The following is a 16145-nucleotide window of genomic DNA, read 5'->3' as shown; positions in this document are numbered from 1 at the left end:
CCGGGTCCGTTTGATCAGCCTAGATGAACTTTCCGAAACGTCGCAATACGGACACTTCGGACTTGGGCTGGAACATGTGTGCGTATCTGCCCATTCGCCCTGTTGCAGGGGCGGCTCCGCTACGGGGCGACCCGCCCGTTGGCGTTGAACGCGGCGTACGTCAACGGCATCAGGGCGGCCCAGTGCTGCTCCATCTTCTCGCCGACCATCTCGATCTCCCGCTGCGGGAACGACGGCACGGCCGCCTGCTCGTGCTGCGTGCGCAGGCCCAGGAAGTGCATCAGGGAGCGCGCGTTGCACGTGGCGTACATCGACGAGAACAGGCCGACCGGCAGGACCGAACGGGCGACCTCGCGGGCCACGCCCGCGGCCAGCATCTCCTGGTACGCCTCGTAGGCCTGGCGGTACGACTCCTCCATCACCCGGCCCGTCAGCGCCAGCTGCTCCTCGGTGCCCTCGACGAACACGTACTTGCCCGGACGGCCCTCCTGCACCAGCTTCCGCTCGGCGTCCGGCACGTAGAAGACCGGCTGGAGCTCGCGGTAGCGGCCCGACTCCTCGTTGTAGGACCAGCCCACGCGGTGCCGCATGAACTCGCGGAAGACGAAGATCGGGGCGCTGATGAAGAACGTCATCGAGTTGTGCTCGAAGGGGCTGCCGTGGCGGTCGCGCATCAGGTAGTTGATGAGCCCCTTGGAGCGCTCCGGGTCCTTCTGCAGCTCGTCGAGGGACTGCTCGCCGGCCGTCGAGACACGGGCGGCCCACAGCACGTCCGTGTCCGCGGCGGAGTGCTTGACCAGCTCGACCGTCACATCACTGCGGAAGCTGGGCTTGGGGACGGGGGCGGCGCTCTCGCTCACCGGGGATCCTTCCGGACGACTCACAGGGGGGCGCGCCCACTCTACGGCGCTCCCCGCGGGCCCCTGCGCACACGCCGTGCGGCGGGCTCGCCGCACGGACGGCCGCCGACGGTCGGGGGAATCCGCGAGATGTCCCGAAATCCGGGCACCAAACGGGCGGTTCGCACGTCTATCCGTGTGAGCCGCCCCCGCTCCGCCCCCCGCAGCCGCCCTTCGACCGCCAGGAGAGTTCCGATGCCCCGCCGGCGCGAGCCCGTACCGTTCGCCTTCGTGGCCGAGGCCGACCGGTTCCGCAGCAACGTCACCCCGCCGCCCCGCGAGGCCCCGGGCAGGACCCAGAGGGCTGCCCGCGGCCTGGTCGGGCTGGCGTTGGCGGCCGGGCTCCTCACCTCGCTGCTGCTGGGCGTCGAGGCGCTCCGGCCGGAGCACGCGTCCGCCACGTCGCAGCAGTCCGGGTCCTCCGCGGGGCGGTAGCCTCACGGACAAGCCCAACCCGAACGTGCATGTGAGTGAGGTCCCGCCGTGCCCCTGCCCTTCCTGACGGCCGACGGCGCGTTCGACGCGCAAGACGACGCCCACGACGGCCCCCTCGCGCACGACGACCGCGACCGCTGGCGGCGGCCCTACCGGCCCGGGCCCTGGCGGGTGGCCGGCTCGGCGGTGCTGCTCCTGCTGTCGGCGTTCATGCTGCTCGCCACGATGATCATCGCGTTCGCGGGGACCTGGGGCGGGGCCGCCGTGTGCCTGGCGGCTGCGCTCAGCGTGATCGCGCTCGCCCTGCGGATCCTGAGGGCCGGCGTCTGGGTGAGCCGGACCGGGCTGCGCCGGGTCGGACTCCTCACGACGCGCACCCTCGCCTGGGGGGACGTCACGGAGATCCGGACGGTGCAGCAGCCCGTGCGCTGGCTGGGGCTGCCGCGGACGGTGCAGGGCCAGGCGCTGACGGCGGCCGTGCGGGACGGCGCCGCCATGGTCCTGGCGACCGACCGGAACGCGGACTTCCTCTCCCGCGGCGAGGCCTTCGACCGGGCCGCGGACCTGGTCGCCGCCTGGGCGGACGAGTCCCGGGCCGTGCCCGCCTGAGCCGCCCCGCGCACCGGACCGGAGCCCGTACGGGTCAGGCCCTCCCCCGGCTGGCGCTGGGAGGTGCCCCCATGGGCTTCCTGTCGTGCAGGGCGATGGCCCGCTGCATGGCCTTGCGGGCCCGCGGGGTGTCGCGGGCGTCGTGGTAGGCGACCGCGAGGCGGAACCAGTTGCGCCAGTCCCCCGGCTCGTCCTCCGTCTCGGCCTTGCGGCGCGCGAAGACCTCGTCCGCGGAGTCACGCCGGATCCGCCCGTACTCGTCCCGCTCCAACTCGTCCACCGGCAGGCCGCCCTCGGCCTCCAACTCGGCCGCGAGCCGGTTGGCCCGGGTCACGAAGCGGGTGTTCATCCACAGGAACCACACGCCGATGACGGGCAGGACGAGCACGGCCGTGCCGAAGGCGACGGTCAGCCAGGTGCCCTGCCGGATCAGCAGCAGGCCCCGGCTGCCGACCAGGACGAAGTAGACGGCCAGTACGGCGGCCGTGACGATGTAGGTGATCTTCGCGCGCATGGGTGTTGCCTGCTCGTCAGCCGAGGTCGAGGAAGTTTTCCAGGCCGAAGGTCAGGCCCGGGGTGGTCGCCACGCGCCGCGCGCCGAGCAGGATGCCCGGCATGAAGCTGCTGTGGTGCAGGGAGTCGTGGCGGATGGTGAGGGTCTCGCCCTCGCCGCCGAGGAGCACCTCCTGGTGGGCGAGGAGCCCGCGCAGCCGGATGGCGTGCACCGGGACGCCGTCGACGTCCGCGCCGCGCGCCCCGTCCAGGGCGGTGGCGGTGGCGTCCGGCTGCGGGGCGCAGCCGGCCTCGGCGCGGGCGGCCGCGATGAGCTGGGCCGTCCGGGTGGCCGTGCCGGAGGGGGCGTCGACCTTGTTCGGGTGGTGCAGCTCGACAACCTCGACGGATTCGAAGTAGCGGGCGGCCTGGGCGGCGAACTTCATGGTCAGGACGGCGCCGATGGAGAAGTTCGGGGCGATGAGGACGCCGGTCTCGGGCGAGCCGGCGAGCCAGCCGCGCAGCTGGGCGAGGCGGTCGTCGGTCCAGCCGGTGGTGCCGACGACGGCGTGGATGCCGTGGCGGATGCAGAAGTCGAGGTTGCCCATGACGGAGGCCGGGGTGGTCAGCTCGACGGCGACCTGGGCGCCCGTCTCGGCCAGCGTCTCCAGCTTGTCGCCCCGGGTGAGGGCGGCCACCAGTTCCATGTCCTCGGCGGCCTCGACGGCGCGGACGGCCTCGGACCCGATGCGGCCCTGTGCGCCGAGTACGGCGACCCGCAGCTTGCTGCTCATGCGTGCTTCCTTCGCTTCCCCTGGTCGTGGCGGCCGGGCCGCCGTGGCTGCGGGCGGGGTGCCGGCCCGCAGCCGCCCCGGGCGGGGCTGCTGCGGGCCGGCGTCCCCGCCGCGCACGTCTCAGGCCACCGCTTCGTCGAGGCGGGCGGCCTGCTTCTCCTTCAGCGGCCCTATCACCGCGAGCGACGGCCGCTGGGCCAGGACATCCTGTGCGACGGCGCGCACGTCGTCCGGCGTCACGGCGGCGATCCGGGCCAGCATCTCGTCGACCGACATCTGGTCGCCCCAGCACAGCTCGCTCTTGCCGATCCTGTTCATGATGGCGCCGGTGTCCTCCAGGCCGAGGACGGTGGAGCCGGACAGCTGGCCGACGGCCCGCTTGATCTCCTCGTCCGTGAGCCCCTCCGCGACGACCTTGTCGAGCTCGGCGCGGCAGATCCCCAGCACGTCGTGGACCTGGCTGGGCCGGCAGCCGGCGTACACGCCGAAGAGGCCGCTGTCGGCGAAGCCGGAGGTGTACGAGTACACGCTGTAGGCCAGGCCGCGCTTCTCCCGGACCTCCTGGAAGAGGCGGGAGGACATGCCGCCGCCTAGGGCGGTGTTGAGCACGCCGAGCGCCCAGCGGCGCTCGTCGGTGCGGGCGAGGCCCGGCATGCCGAGGACGACGTGGGCCTGCTCGGTCTTGCGGGCGACGAGGTCGACGCGGCCGGCGGTGCGGATCCGGCGGGCGCCGCCGCGCGGGCCGATCGGCTCGGCGTCGGTCCGTCCGAGGGCCCCGGCCTTCTCGAAGGCGGCACGGACCTGGCGGACGACCTTGTTGTGGTCGACGTTGCCCGCGGCGGCCACCACCAGGTGGGTGGGGTCGTAGTGCTTCCTGTAGAAGCGGCGGATCCGGTCTGCGCCGAGGGCGTTGATCGTGTCGACGGTGCCGAGGACGGGGCGGCCGAGCGGGGTGTCCCCGTACATGGTGTGCGCGAACAGGTCGTGCACGCAGTCGCCCGGGTCGTCCTCGGTCATGGCGATCTCTTCGAGGATCACGCCGCGCTCGGCGTCGACGTCCTCCTCGCGGATCAGCGAGCCGGTCAGCATGTCGCAGACGACGTCGATGGCCAGCGGCAGGTCGGTGTCGAGCACCCGTGCGTAGTAGCAGGTGTACTCCTTCGCCGTGAAGGCGTTCATCTCCCCGCCGACCGCGTCGATCGCGGAGGAGATGTCGAGGGCGGTCCGCTTGCGGGTGCCCTTGAAGAGGAGGTGCTCCAGGTAGTGGGTGGCGCCGTTCAGGGCGGGCGTCTCGTCGCGCGAGCCGACGTGCGCCCAGATGCCGAAGGTGGCGGAGCGGACGGAGGGCAGCGTCTCGGTGACGATGCGCAGTCCGCCGGGCAGGACGGTGCGCCGGACGGTGCCGATGCCGTTGTCGCCCTTGAGGAGGGTTTGGGTACGGGCGACGGCCCGCCCCTCGGAGGAGGGGCGGGCCGTCACACGGGAACTACGCGACGTCACTTGTCGGAGTCGTCCTTGTCGGCGTCGTCGGCGGCGTCCTCACCCTCGATCACGGGGATCAGGGAGAGCTTGCCGCGCTGGTCGATCTCGGCGATCTCGACCTGGACCTTGGCGCCGACCGCGAGCACGTCCTCGACGTTCTCCACGCGCTTGCCGCCGGCGAGCTTGCGGATCTGCGAGATGTGCAGCAGGCCGTCCTTGCCCGGGAGCAGGGAGACGAAGGCACCGAAGGTCGTGGTCTTGACGACCGTGCCCAGGTAGCGCTCGCCGACCTCCGGCATGGTCGGGTTGGCGATGCCGTTGATCGTGGCGCGGGCGGCCTCGGCGGCCGGGCCGTCGGCGGCACCGATGTAGATGGTGCCGTCGTCCTCGATCGTGATCTCGGCGCCGGTGTCCTCCTGGATCTGGTTGATCATCTTGCCCTTGGGGCCGATGACCTCGCCGATCTTGTCCACGGGGATCTTGACGGTGATGATCCGCGGGGCGTTGGGGGACATCTCGTCCGGCGTGTCGATCGCTTCCATCATCACGTCGAGGATGTGGAGGCGGGCGTCGCGGGCCTGCTTGAGGGCCGCGGCCAGGACGGAGGCCGGGATGCCGTCCAGCTTGGTGTCGAGCTGGAGGGCGGTGACGAACTCCTTGGTGCCGGCGACCTTGAAGTCCATGTCGCCGAAGGCGTCCTCGGCACCGAGGATGTCGGTGAGGGCGACGTAGTGCGTCTTGCCGTCGATCTCCTGCGAGATCAGGCCCATGGCGATGCCGGCGACGGGGGCCTTCAGCGGCACACCGGCGTTCAGCAGCGACATGGTGGAGGCGCAGACCGAGCCCATCGACGTCGAGCCGTTGGAGCCGAGGGCCTCGGAGACCTGGCGGATCGCGTAGGGGAACTCCTCGCGGGTCGGGAGGACCGGCACGATCGCGCGCTCGGCGAGCGCGCCGTGGCCGATCTCGCGGCGCTTCGGCGAACCGACGCGGCCGGTCTCGCCGACGGAGTACGGCGGGAAGTTGTAGTTGTGCATGTAGCGCTTGCGGGTCACCGGGGAGAGGGTGTCCAGCTGCTGCTCCATGCGGAGCATGTTGAGGGTGGTGACGCCCAGGATCTGGGTCTCGCCACGCTCGAACAGCGCCGAGCCGTGCACCCGCGGGATGGCCTCGACCTCGGCGGCCAGGGTGCGGATGTCCGTGATCCCGCGGCCGTCGATGCGGACCTTGTCCTTGATGACGCGCTCGCGGACCAGGGCCTTGGTCAGGCTGCGGTACGCGGCGGAGATCTCCTTCTCGCGGCCTTCGAAGGCCGGGAGGAGCTTCTCGGCGGCGAGCTCCTTGACGCGGTCCAGCTCGGCCTCGCGGTCCTGCTTGCCCGCGATGGTCAGAGCCTGGGCGAGCTCGCCCTTGACCGCGGCCGAGAGGGCCTCGTACACGTCGTCCTGGTAGTCCAGGAAGACCGGGAACTCGCCCTCGGGCTTGGCGGCCTTGGCGGCGAGGTCGGCCTGGGCCTTGCAGAGGGTCTTGATGAACGGCTTGGCGGCCTCCAGGCCGGCCGCGACGACCTCCTCGGTCGGCGCCTCGGCGCCGCCCTTGACCAGCGCGATGGTCTTCTCGGTGGCCTCGGCCTCGACCATCATGATCGCGACGTCGCCGTCCTCCAGGACGCGGCCCGCGACGACCATGTCGAAGACGGCGTCCTCAAGCTCGCTGTGGGTCGGGAACGCGACCCACTGGCCCTTGATCAGCGCGACGCGGACGCCGCCGATGGGGCCGGAGAAGGGCAGGCCGGCCAGCTGGGTCGACGCGGACGCGGCGTTGATCGCGACGACGTCGTAGAGGTGGTCCGGGTTGAGCGCCATGATCGTGGCGACGACCTGGATCTCGTTGCGCAGGCCCTTCTTGAAGGACGGGCGCAGCGGGCGGTCGATCAGGCGGCAGGTGAGGATCGCGTCCTCGGAGGGGCGGCCCTCGCGGCGGAAGAAGGAGCCGGGGATCTTGCCGGCCGCGTACTGGCGCTCCTCGACGTCCACCGTGAGGGGGAAGAAGTCGAGCTGGTCCTTGGGCTTCTTCGACGCGGTGGTGGCGGACAGCACCATCGTGTCGTCGTCCAGGTAGGCGACGGCGGAGCCGGCGGCCTGGCGGGCCAGGCGGCCCGTCTCGAAGCGGATGGTGCGGGTGCCGAAGGTGCCGTTGTCGATGACGGCCTCGGCGTAGTGGGTCTCGTTCTCCACTAGCGTTTTCTCCATTTTCGTCGTCTCCGTCCGGGGCCCGTGTGGCTGCGGACGGTGGTGGAGAAGCGCTCCTTGCGTGCGGGCCGGTCTTCGATCGAAGTACCCGGTTCGGCGCCCGGCGGGCGTTCCGGGTACCACTACCGAGGACCGGCGGCGTGGGAGGGCGCTCCTCCTCTTCAGTTGTGCGCAGGTGCACTGAGCGGCTGTCTCCAGACTACAAAGCGTCCGGTACGGCGCGCACGTACAGCGGCGCGTACAGCAAAGGGAGCGGTCCCCCGAAAGGCGGGAACCGCTCCCCTCACAGCGACTTACTTGGCGCCGGCCGCACCGCGGCGGATGCCGAGGCGGTCGACCAGCGTACGGAAGCGCTGGATGTCCTTCTTGGCCAGGTACTGCAGCAGGCGGCGGCGCTGGCCGACCAGGATCAGCAGACCACGGCGGGAGTGGTGGTCGTGCTTGTGGGACTTCAGGTGCTCGGTGAGGTCCGAGATGCGCTTCGAGAGCATCGCCACCTGGACCTCGGGGGAGCCGGTGTCGCCCTCCTTGGTACCAAACTCAGCGATGATCTGCTTCTTCGTAGCGGCGTCGAGCGGCACGCGTTCTCCTTGGTTTTTCGTGGCCACCGAGTGCCCCAGGTCGTAGTCTCTGGGGATCTTCCGTAACTCGGGAGGCGGGGTCCGCTGGGCGCAGTCCGCAGATCCCGGGGGATCCGGCGGACGCGTACACAAACGGCCGTCACACAGCGTACCAGGTGCCGTCCGGGCCGGTCTCAGCTGGTGAGCGAGCGGGCCCGGGCGTAGACGTCCAGGACGGCCAGGGCCAGCGGGAGCAGGCTGAGCAGGACGGCGGCCTCGGTGAGGTCCAGCGTGCGCCCCCAGAAGGGTGACAGACCCTTGCGGGGGATGACCAGTGCAATTCCGGCGAGGAGGGCCGCGCCGGCGGCGACCGCGGCCGACAGCCAGATGGTACGGAGGTCCAGGCCGCCGCGGTCGTGGAAGCGGGTGAGCTCCATGACGAGGTCGGCCGGCGGGTTGAGGGCCGTGCCGAGGACCAGCAGGGAGACGGCGGCGAGGCCGGCGGCGAGGGCGCACACCACCTGGGAGGTGTAGCGGAAGAGTCGGGCGCGCAGCAGCATGGCGAGTCCGGCGGCCAGGGCAAGGAGGCGGCCCCAGGTGTTGTCGGAGAAGCCGAGGACGACGGCGGAGCCGACGACGACGGCGGAGCAGCCGCCGACGAGGCCGAGGAGCATCTCGTGGCCGCGGCGGGCCTGGGTGGCGATGGCGTCGGCGTCGAGGGGGGCGGCGGGATCGCCCTGGTCGGGGCCGGCGGGGTCGCCGTACGGCTCGGTGTCGTGGCGGTCGGGGCTCTCGTAGTCCTCGACGGCGCTCTGCGGGGCGGCGTAGCCGACGGGCAGGCGGGCGAAGCGGGCGGAGAGGCCGGGCAGGAAGGCGACGAGGCCGATGGCGACGGGCGCGCAGACGGCGGCGGTGGCGGTGGCCGAGGCCTCGGTGAGGATCGCGCCGAAGGTGGCGAGGGTTCCGGTGGCGGCGAGGAAGGTCGCCGCGACGAACGGGGCGTCGCCGTTGGGCGTGAGGGCGACCAGGGCGACGGAGGCGACGAGGGCGCAGACGCAGCCGAGCAGGAACTGCAGGCGGCCGGGGCCCTGGCCGGCGGCGGGGGCGATGATGCCGGAGCCGGCGATCAGCAGGTGCGGCAGGGCGCCGAGGCCGAGGGCGACGGCGGAGCCGCGGTCGCCGTAGACCCGCGCGCGGACGCCGGCCGCGGCGGTCAGCAGGAGTCCGGCGGCGCCGGCGATGATGCCGGGCAGGCCGTGCATGTCGTGGCGGACCGGGTCGGCGTACCAGAGGACGAAGCCGAGCAGGACGAGCAGGACGGCGGCGCCGGCGAGGCCCGCGCCGCGCAGCATGTCGTCGTGCCAGCGGTGGCGGTCGCGCACCACGGCGGAGGCGACGGCGTCGGAGACGTCGTCGAAGACGGCGGGCGGCAGCGACTCGGCGAAGGGGCGCAGGCTCAGCACCTCGCCGTCGAGGACCTGCTGGGCGGCAAGCGTGCGGGCGCCGTCGAGGACGGTGCCGTCGCGGCGGACGAGGTGGAAGCCGGTGGGGGCGCCGACGGGCTGCGTCTGGCCGGTGAGGCGCAGCAGCTCCGGGTAGACGTCGGCGACGGCTATGTCCTCGGGGAGGGCGACGTCGATGCGGCTGTCGGGAGCCACGACGGTGACCCTGCAGAAGCCCGTCGTTGCGGCCGTACTCACCTGTGGGACCCCCTGGTTGGCGGAGCGGGAGCGACCCGCTGCCCTCTCGGATTCGCGGATGCGCATACTGCGCGGGCCACCCTACCGGGAGTGCGTACGACAGTCGGCAAGTAGGATCACCGTCGCGCGGGGGAGAGCCCCTTCGTGCCCGGGACTTGGGGCGCCGGCAGCAGCGTCCCGTCCGTTTTCGAGGGATTGATGCTCCGGTGAGTCAGATCGTCGTCAAACGCCCGCCGCGGTCCCTGCCGCCCGAAGTCCCCTCGGACGAGCTGAGGCTGGAGGCTCCGCCGGAACTCCCCCGGGGCCAGCAGGAGGGCATGCTGATGCAGCTCCTGCCGATGCTCGGCATGGGCTCGTCCGTCGTCTTCTTCTTCATGCCGGGTGCCGCGCCGTTCATGCGCATCATGGGCGTGCTGATGCTGGTGTCGACGGTGGCCATGGTGGTGGCCCAGCTGGTGCGCCACCGGCGCGGTACGCAGGGGCAAATGGCCGATGTGCGGCGCGACTACCTGAAGTACCTGGCGCAGACGCGCCGTCAGGTGCGGCGTACGGGGCGGCTGCAGCGCGACGCGCAGCTCTACCTGCACCCGGCTCCCGAGCAGTTGTGGTCGGTGGTCGCCGAGGGCTCGCGGCTGTGGGAGCGGCGCGTGGGCGACGAGGACTTCGCGCAGGCCCGGCTGGGGGTGGGCGCGCAGCGCCTGGCGACGCCGCTGGTCGCCCCGGACACGGCGCCGGTGGACGAGCTGGAGCCGCTGACGGCGGGCGCGATGCAGCGCTTCCTGAAGGTGCACTCCTCGCTGGACGGGCTTCCGGTGGCGGTCTCGATGCGGGCGTTCTACCACGTGACGGTGTCCGGCGAGCCCGAGTCGGCGCGCAGCACGGCCCGCGCGCTGGTGGCGCAGCTGGCGACGCTGCACTCCCCGGACGACATGGTGGTGGCCGTGGTGGCCGCGCCGGGCGCCGTCAAGGCGTGGGACTGGGTGAAGTGGCTGCCGCACACCCAGGTCCCCGGGCAGGTCGACGGGGCGGGCAGCAAGCGGCTGTTCGGCGACGACATCACCGAGGTCGAGCAGCTGCTGGCGCCGCGGCTGGACGGCCGGCCGCGGTTCAGCCGGGACGTCTCCCCCGTCCTGGACCAGCCGCACCTGGTCATCGTCCTCGACGCCGACTCCCGCGGCGGGCTCGTCCCGCCGGACTCCGCGTTCGCCGCGCCCGAGGGCCTGCAGGGCGTCACCATCGTCGAGGTCGTCGCGGGCGAGCTGGACGAGCCGCGCGGCGGGCTGTCGGTCGTGGTGCGGCCGGGGAGGCTGCGGCTGGAGTCGGGCGGCGGTGTCGCCTACGAGGGCGTCCCGGACACCCTGTCGCTGCCGGCGGCGGAGGCGCTGGCCCGGCAGCTGGCCCCGATGCGCACCGGCGGCGGGGACGACGACGAACCGCTGCTGGCGAACCTGGACTTCACCGACCTGCTGAACCTGGGCGACGCCGCCTCCATCGACGTGGCGCGGACCTGGCGGCCGCGGTCGGCCGGCGAGCGGCTGCGCGTGCCGATCGGTGTCGGCGAGGACGGCGCGCCCGTCATGCTGGACCTGAAGGAGGCCGCGCAGGAGGGCATGGGCCCGCACGGCCTGTGCGTCGGCGCGACCGGTTCCGGCAAGTCGGAGCTGCTGCGCACGCTGGTGCTGGGCCTGGCGGTCACGCACACGTCGGAGACGCTGAACTTCGTCCTCGCGGACTTCAAGGGCGGTGCGACGTTCACCGGCATGGGCCAGATGCCGCACGTCGCGGCGGTCATCACCAACCTGGCGGACGACCTGACCCTGGTCGACCGCATGGGCGACTCGATCCGCGGCGAGCTGCAGCGCCGCCAGGAGCTGCTGCGCGCGGCCGGCAACTACGCCAACATCCACGACTACGAGAAGGCGCGCGCGGCGGGTGCCCCGCTGGAGCCGCTGGCCTCGCTGGTGCTGGTCATCGACGAGTTCAGCGAGCTGCTGACGGCGAAGCCCGACTTCATCGACATGTTCATCCAGATCGGCCGCATCGGCCGGTCGCTGGGCGTGCACCTGCTGCTGGCCTCGCAGCGCCTGGAGGAGGGCAAGCTGCGCGGGCTGGACACGTACCTGTCGTACCGCATCGGCCTGCGCACCTTCTCGGCGGCGGAGTCGCGCACGGCGATCGGCGTGCCGGACGCCTACCACCTGCCGTCGGTGCCCGGATCGGGCTACCTGAAGTTCGGCACGGACGAGATGGTGCGGTTCAAGGCGGCGTACGTCTCGGGCACCTACCGCTCGGGCGGGCCCGACCTGTCGGTGGGCAGGTTCCCGGTGGAGCGGCGGCCCGCGCTGTTCACGGCGGCCCCGGTGCCGGTGGTGTACGCGGCGCCGGACCCGGCGTACCTCGCGGAGCAGCCGGAGCGGGAGGACGACGCCCTCGCCGACACGGTGCTGGACGTCATCGTGAGCCGGCTGGAGGGGCAGGGCGTGCCGGCCCACCAGGTGTGGCTGCCGCCGCTGGACCAGGCCCCGCCGCTGGACCAGCTGCTGCCGGCGCTCGCGCCGTCGGCGGAGCGGGGCCTGCACGCGGAGGGGTACACGCGGCCCGGCGGGCTCGTCGTGCCGCTCGGCCTGATCGACAAGCCGTTCGAGCAGCGGCGCGAGGTGCTGTACCGGGACTTCTCGGGTGCGGCGGGCCACATGATGGTCGTCGGCGGCCCGCAGTCGGGCAAGTCGACCCTGATGCGGACGCTCATCTCCTCGTTCGCGCTGACGCACACGCCCCGCGAGGTGCAGTTCTACGGTCTCGACTTCGGCGGCGGCGGCATGTCGGCAGTGGCGGAGCTGCCGCACGTCGGCGGGATCGCCTCGCGCCTGGACCCGGAGCGGGTGCGGCGCACGGTCGCCGAGGTCGGCGGGATCCTCAACCGCCGGGAGGAGTTCTTCCGCGCGCACGGCATCGACTCGATCGGCACCTACCGGCGCAAGCGTGCCGCGGGCGAGCTGCCCGGCGAGCCGTGGGGCGACGTCTTCCTCGTCATCGACGGCTGGGGCGGCTTCCGCGGGGAGTACGAGGGCCTGGAGCAGGTGGTCACGGACATCGCCTCGCGCGGCCTGGGCTACGGCATCCACGTGGTCATCACCGCGGCCCGCTACATGGAGGTGCGGGCCGCGCTGAAGGACCAGATGCTGGGCCGGCTGGAGCTGCGGCTCGGCGACGTCATGGACTCCGAGTTCGACCGTAAGGTCGCCGCGAACGTGCCGACGGGGATGCCCGGCCGCGGCCAGGTCCCGGAGAAGCTGCACTTCCTGGCCGCGCTGCCGCGGATCGACGGCTCGCACGATCCGGAGACCCTCTCGGACGCCACGGGGGCCTTCGTCTCGGCGGTCAAGCAGCACTGGTCCGGCCAGGCCGCGCCGGGCGTGCGGTTGCTGCCGCGGCTGCTGCACGCGGACCAGCTGCCGGGCGGCGCCGAGTTCCCCGGGCGCGGGATCGCGATCGGCATCGACGAGACCGCCCTGGAGCCGGTGTTCGTCGACTTCGAGACCGACCCGTTCCTCCTCGTCTTCGGCGAGAGCGAGTCGGGCAAGACGAACCTGCTGCGGCTCATCGCGCAGCAGATCTCGCAGCGGTACACCCCGGACCAGGCGCGGCTCGTCGTCGGCGACTACCGGCGCACCCTGCTGGGGGCGCTGCCGGAGGAGCACCTGCTGGAGTACGCGCCGATGGCGGGCTCCCTCCAGATGCACATGGAGGCGCTGGCCGGGGTGTTCTCGCGCCGGCAGCCGCCGGACGACGTCACGCCGCAGCAGCTGCGGGACCGCAGCTGGTGGACGGGGCCCGACGTGTTCATCATCATCGACGACTTCGACCTGGTGGCGACCAGCCAGGGCAACCCGCTGGCCCCGCTCGTGGACTACCTGCCGTTCGCCCGCGACACGGGCGTGCGCTTCATCATCGCCCGGAACTCGGCGGGCGCCTCCCGCTCTCTGTACGAGCCGTTCATGCAGCGCATCAAGGAGCTGGGCGCGCAGGGCGTGGTCCTGTCGGGCGACCCGTCCGAGGGCGACCTGGTCGGGAACGTGCGGCCGCGGCCGATGCCGCCGGGGCGGGCGTACTTCTCCTCCCGCAAGCGCGGCACCTCGCTGGTCCAGCTGGGCCGGATGCCGGGGGCGTAGCGCTGCCGTACGCCGGGGGCCGGGTTCCGCACCTGCGGGGCCCGGCTCCGGTGCGTTGCGGCCCCGTCGCGGTCCCGGCGGGGGAAGATCGGCCGGAAAGGGTCCCGGGGGGCGCCGCGGGCACCGATAATCGGCAGCGGAAGATGGCCGAGGAGCCGACGGAAAGGCCGCGCAATGGGCACCCAGCAGGAGAAGGACGAGCTGTACGCGCTCGACATCAGCGGCGTGGAGTGGGAGGGCCCGCCCGGGACCAGCCCGGACGAGGAGCGGGTCGAGATCGCCCGGCTCCCCGAGGGCGCGGTGGCCATGCGGTCCTCCCTCGACCGGGAGACCGTGCTGCGGTACACGGCCGCCGAGTGGGAGGCCTTCGTACTGGGGGCCCGGGACGGCGAGTTCGACCTCGACCGAGGGCCGCACTGACACCGGTCGGCGGGCCGGTTCCGCCGGCCGGGCCGACAGCGCGGAAGGGGCGCGCCCGCTGCGGGCGCGCCCCTTCCGTGTGATCGGGAGCCGCGTGGCTCCGGAGGGAGCCGGATGGCTCGGGAGGCTCAGTAGGCCTCGGTGAACAGGCGCGAGGCCTTCACGTCGGTGGCGCGGTAGTCGCCCTTGCCGCGCTCGATGAGCTGGGCGACGGTCTCGAGCTGGCTCTTCATGTGCTCGGCCTTGCCCTTGTACTTGCCCTGGAGCTGGATGTACCCGTCGTGCGCCACACCGTCCCAGGTGTCGGTGACGACCTTCAGGGCCTGGTCCATCTCCTGCAGGTCCGTGACGATCTTCTTCGAGATGGCGCGGATGCGGTTGGCCATCTCCTGGACGCTCTCATACCGGACCCGGGTGGCGCCGTCGTTGCCGGCCATGTTCTTCTCCTTCGCGCTGTGCTGGGCTGGTGGGTGAGCGGCTCGGGCCGCTCAGATGCCGTTGAGGCCGGAGCTGTTGCCGCCCTGGCCGGCGGACGCCTGGACGGCCTTGAACGCGGCGCGCACGTCGTCGTCCTGCGCGTTGCTGAGGTTCTTGGTCTGGGCGACCGCGTTGTGCAGGACGCCGAGGAGGCGGCGGATCTCGTCGTGGTCCTCGTTGACCATCTTCTGGGCGGAGACGAAGCCGGACGCACCCACACCGGTCCAGCCGGCGCTCACCGTGGCGAGGATGTCGGCCAGTTCACGGGCCTGGGTGGTGACGGCGTTGGCCGTCGTCTCGATCTTGTTCTTCGCCTGGACGATCGGATCGTCTGCAAGTCCGAAATTGTTGCTCATCCGAAGCTCCTCACTTCTCAATTCGCCGGCAGAACCGGCGGACTGCGCGGCGGCGGAGCCGGAGATCCGGGCGCGGATACGAGCCGCGCGCCCCGGGAATCCCCCTCCGCCTCACGCGATCCCCCGATCACAGTCGTGAAGCCTGGTGTCACTCTAGCCAGTTCATGTCACAGCCCCAACACCGGTGGCCTGCTTCTGTCGATGAACTGTGACCGTTCACTGCAAACGGCCCCGGCGCCTGCGCGCGTCGCGCACGACGGTCGCCGTCGCCGCGGTCACGGCGACCAGCACGGCGCCGATGCCCAGAGCGTACGTGCCGAGGCGCTCCTGGCGCTCCTGCGCCGTCTCCGCCAGGTGCAGCACCGCGGGCTGCGGTGCTGCCGCCGGCGGAGGCCCCGGGTCCGGTACGGGCGCCTTCGGGCGCTCGTGGTCCTGGGTGAGGGCGCGCACCGGGTCGACGACGCCCCAACCCACGTAGTCGTCGCGGCCCTTGACGGTCCGTTCGGCGGTGCCCTGGATCTGCCAGACGATCTCCTGCGGCGTCCAGTCCGGGTGCTTGGCCTTCAGGAGCGCGGCCACGCCGGCGACGTACGGCGCGGAGAAGCTCGTGCCGTTGTCGATGCACTGGCCGAAGCCGGGGACGGTGGAGACCATGTCGACGCCCGGCGCGGCGACCCCGACGAAGTCGCCGGGCTGGGAGAACGCGGCGCGCTCGTTGTTGCGGTCCGAGGAGGCGACCGCGAGGACACCCGGGAACGCCGCCGGGTAGGTCTTGCGCTTCTCGCCGCTCATGCCGTCGTTGCCGGCCGAGGCGACGACGACGACCTTGGCGTCGAGGGCCCGCTGCACCGCCTTGGCCAGCTCGGAGTCAGCGGTCAGGGCGGCGTCGGTGTCCTGGGAGATGTTGACGACGTGCGCGCCCTTGGCGACGGCGTGGTCGATGGCCTGGGCGAGGGACAGGGCGTTGCCCTTGCCCTGCCCGTCGTTCTGCCGGATCGGGATGACGACCGATTCGGGGGCCAGGCCGACGAAGCCGGTGCCGCTCTGCGGGCGGGCCGCGATCAGCCCGGCCACCTTGGTGCCGTGGCCGACGGTGTCGGCCGTCCCGTCGCCCTTGGGGTCGACGAAGTCCTTGCCGGCGCCGACGTCGAGGGCCCCTGCGAGCTGCGGGTTGACCCGGTCGACGCCGGTGTCGATGACGGCGACCCGGACCGGCTTGCCGTCCTTGCCCTTGCCCTTGGTGTGGGCCCACAGCTCGTCGAGCAGCAGCCGCTGCAGGGCCCAGGGCCGGTCGGCGATCTGCTTCTTCATCGGGAACGTGCACTCCCCCGCCCCGGCCAGGCCCAGCACGGGGGCGGACACGGCGGAGGACGGGGTGTCGGCGGCCGCGGCAGGGCCCGCAGCGGCCGCGGCGGGGCCCGCCGCGCAGCACAGGCCGGCCAGCGCGAGGGCGGGGGCGAGCAGGGCGCTGCGCCGGTACGGGTGGGCGGTCATCGG

14 protein-coding genes are annotated in these 16145 nt (G+C 72.4%); 4 read left to right on the top strand and 10 right to left on the bottom strand.

Features of this window, described 5'->3' with window-relative positions; all coding sequences use genetic code 11:
• Positions 1 to 119: 119 nt before the first annotated feature.
• On the bottom strand, positions 120 to 860 hold the full coding sequence (gene thyX, locus C0216_RS07235; RefSeq protein ID WP_114054457.1) for an FAD-dependent thymidylate synthase: 741 nt from the start codon (positions 858 to 860) through the stop codon (positions 120 to 122).
• A gap of 234 nt (positions 861 to 1094) precedes the next feature.
• On the opposite strand from thyX, the gene C0216_RS07230 reads away from it, so the two are divergent.
• Both C0216_RS07230 and C0216_RS07225 read left to right on the top strand, forming a co-directional pair.
• On the top strand, positions 1095 to 1334 hold the full coding sequence (locus C0216_RS07230; protein WP_114054456.1) for a hypothetical protein: 240 nt from the start codon (positions 1095 to 1097) through the stop codon (positions 1332 to 1334).
• Positions 1335 to 1382: 48 nt separating this feature from the next.
• Positions 1383 to 1943, top strand: a complete 561-nt coding sequence (locus C0216_RS07225) for a hypothetical protein (protein WP_114054455.1) — start codon at positions 1383 to 1385, stop codon at positions 1941 to 1943.
• A 34-nt stretch (positions 1944 to 1977) separates the two neighbouring features.
• Here C0216_RS07225 and C0216_RS07220 read toward each other — a convergent pair whose 3' ends face one another.
• From C0216_RS07220 to eccD, 6 genes are all read right to left on the bottom strand, one after another.
• A complete protein-coding gene (locus C0216_RS07220) occupies positions 1978 to 2457 on the bottom strand; it encodes a hypothetical protein (RefSeq protein ID WP_114054454.1) in 480 nt (159 codons plus the stop codon).
• Between the two features lie 16 nt (positions 2458 to 2473).
• Entirely contained in the window at positions 2474 to 3229 is a 756-nt protein-coding gene (gene dapB / locus C0216_RS07215; protein WP_114054453.1) for a 4-hydroxy-tetrahydrodipicolinate reductase, read from the bottom strand.
• Positions 3230 to 3349: 120 nt separating this feature from the next.
• A complete protein-coding gene (locus tag C0216_RS07210; RefSeq protein ID WP_114054452.1) occupies positions 3350 to 4729 on the bottom strand; it encodes a M16 family metallopeptidase in 1380 nt (459 codons plus the stop codon).
• Complete coding sequence (locus tag C0216_RS07205) at positions 4726 to 6948, bottom strand: polyribonucleotide nucleotidyltransferase (protein WP_114054451.1); 2223 nt, start codon at positions 6946 to 6948, stop codon at positions 4726 to 4728. Before C0216_RS07205 ends, C0216_RS07210 begins: the two co-directional genes overlap by 4 nt.
• 308 nt (positions 6949 to 7256) lie before the next feature.
• A complete protein-coding gene (gene rpsO, locus C0216_RS07200) occupies positions 7257 to 7544 on the bottom strand; it encodes a 30S ribosomal protein S15 (protein WP_114054450.1) in 288 nt (95 codons plus the stop codon).
• Positions 7545 to 7717: 173 nt separating this feature from the next.
• Positions 7718 to 9223, bottom strand: coding sequence for a type VII secretion integral membrane protein EccD (gene eccD, locus C0216_RS07195; protein ID WP_114054449.1), 1506 nt, complete (start codon positions 9221 to 9223; stop codon positions 7718 to 7720).
• 206 nt (positions 9224 to 9429) lie between these two features.
• On the opposite strand from eccD, the gene eccCa reads away from it, so the two are divergent.
• Both eccCa and C0216_RS07185 read left to right on the top strand, forming a co-directional pair.
• On the top strand, positions 9430 to 13395 hold the full coding sequence (gene eccCa / locus C0216_RS07190) for a type VII secretion protein EccCa (protein WP_114054448.1): 3966 nt from the start codon (positions 9430 to 9432) through the stop codon (positions 13393 to 13395).
• A gap of 174 nt (positions 13396 to 13569) precedes the next feature.
• A complete protein-coding gene (locus tag C0216_RS07185) occupies positions 13570 to 13815 on the top strand; it encodes a DUF397 domain-containing protein (RefSeq protein ID WP_114054447.1) in 246 nt (81 codons plus the stop codon).
• 128 nt (positions 13816 to 13943) lie between these two features.
• Here C0216_RS07185 and C0216_RS07180 read toward each other — a convergent pair whose 3' ends face one another.
• The 3 genes from C0216_RS07180 to mycP form a co-directional block, all read right to left on the bottom strand.
• Entirely contained in the window at positions 13944 to 14252 is a 309-nt protein-coding gene (locus C0216_RS07180; protein WP_114054446.1) for a WXG100 family type VII secretion target, read from the bottom strand.
• Positions 14253 to 14303: 51 nt separating this feature from the next.
• Entirely contained in the window at positions 14304 to 14648 is a 345-nt protein-coding gene (locus tag C0216_RS07175; protein ID WP_114054445.1) for a WXG100 family type VII secretion target, read from the bottom strand.
• A gap of 216 nt (positions 14649 to 14864) precedes the next feature.
• Positions 14865 to 16142: a type VII secretion-associated serine protease mycosin gene (gene mycP / locus C0216_RS07170; protein ID WP_114054444.1), complete on the bottom strand. Its 1278-nt coding sequence runs from the start codon at positions 16140 to 16142 to the stop codon at positions 14865 to 14867.
• Positions 16143 to 16145: the final 3 nt, after the last annotated feature.

Origin of the sequence: Streptomyces globosus, from assembly GCF_003325375.1 — a bacterium.
Lineage (GTDB): Bacteria > Actinomycetota > Actinomycetes > Streptomycetales > Streptomycetaceae > Streptomyces > Streptomyces globosus_A.
This window is presented reverse-complemented; position numbering and strand designations above follow the sequence as displayed.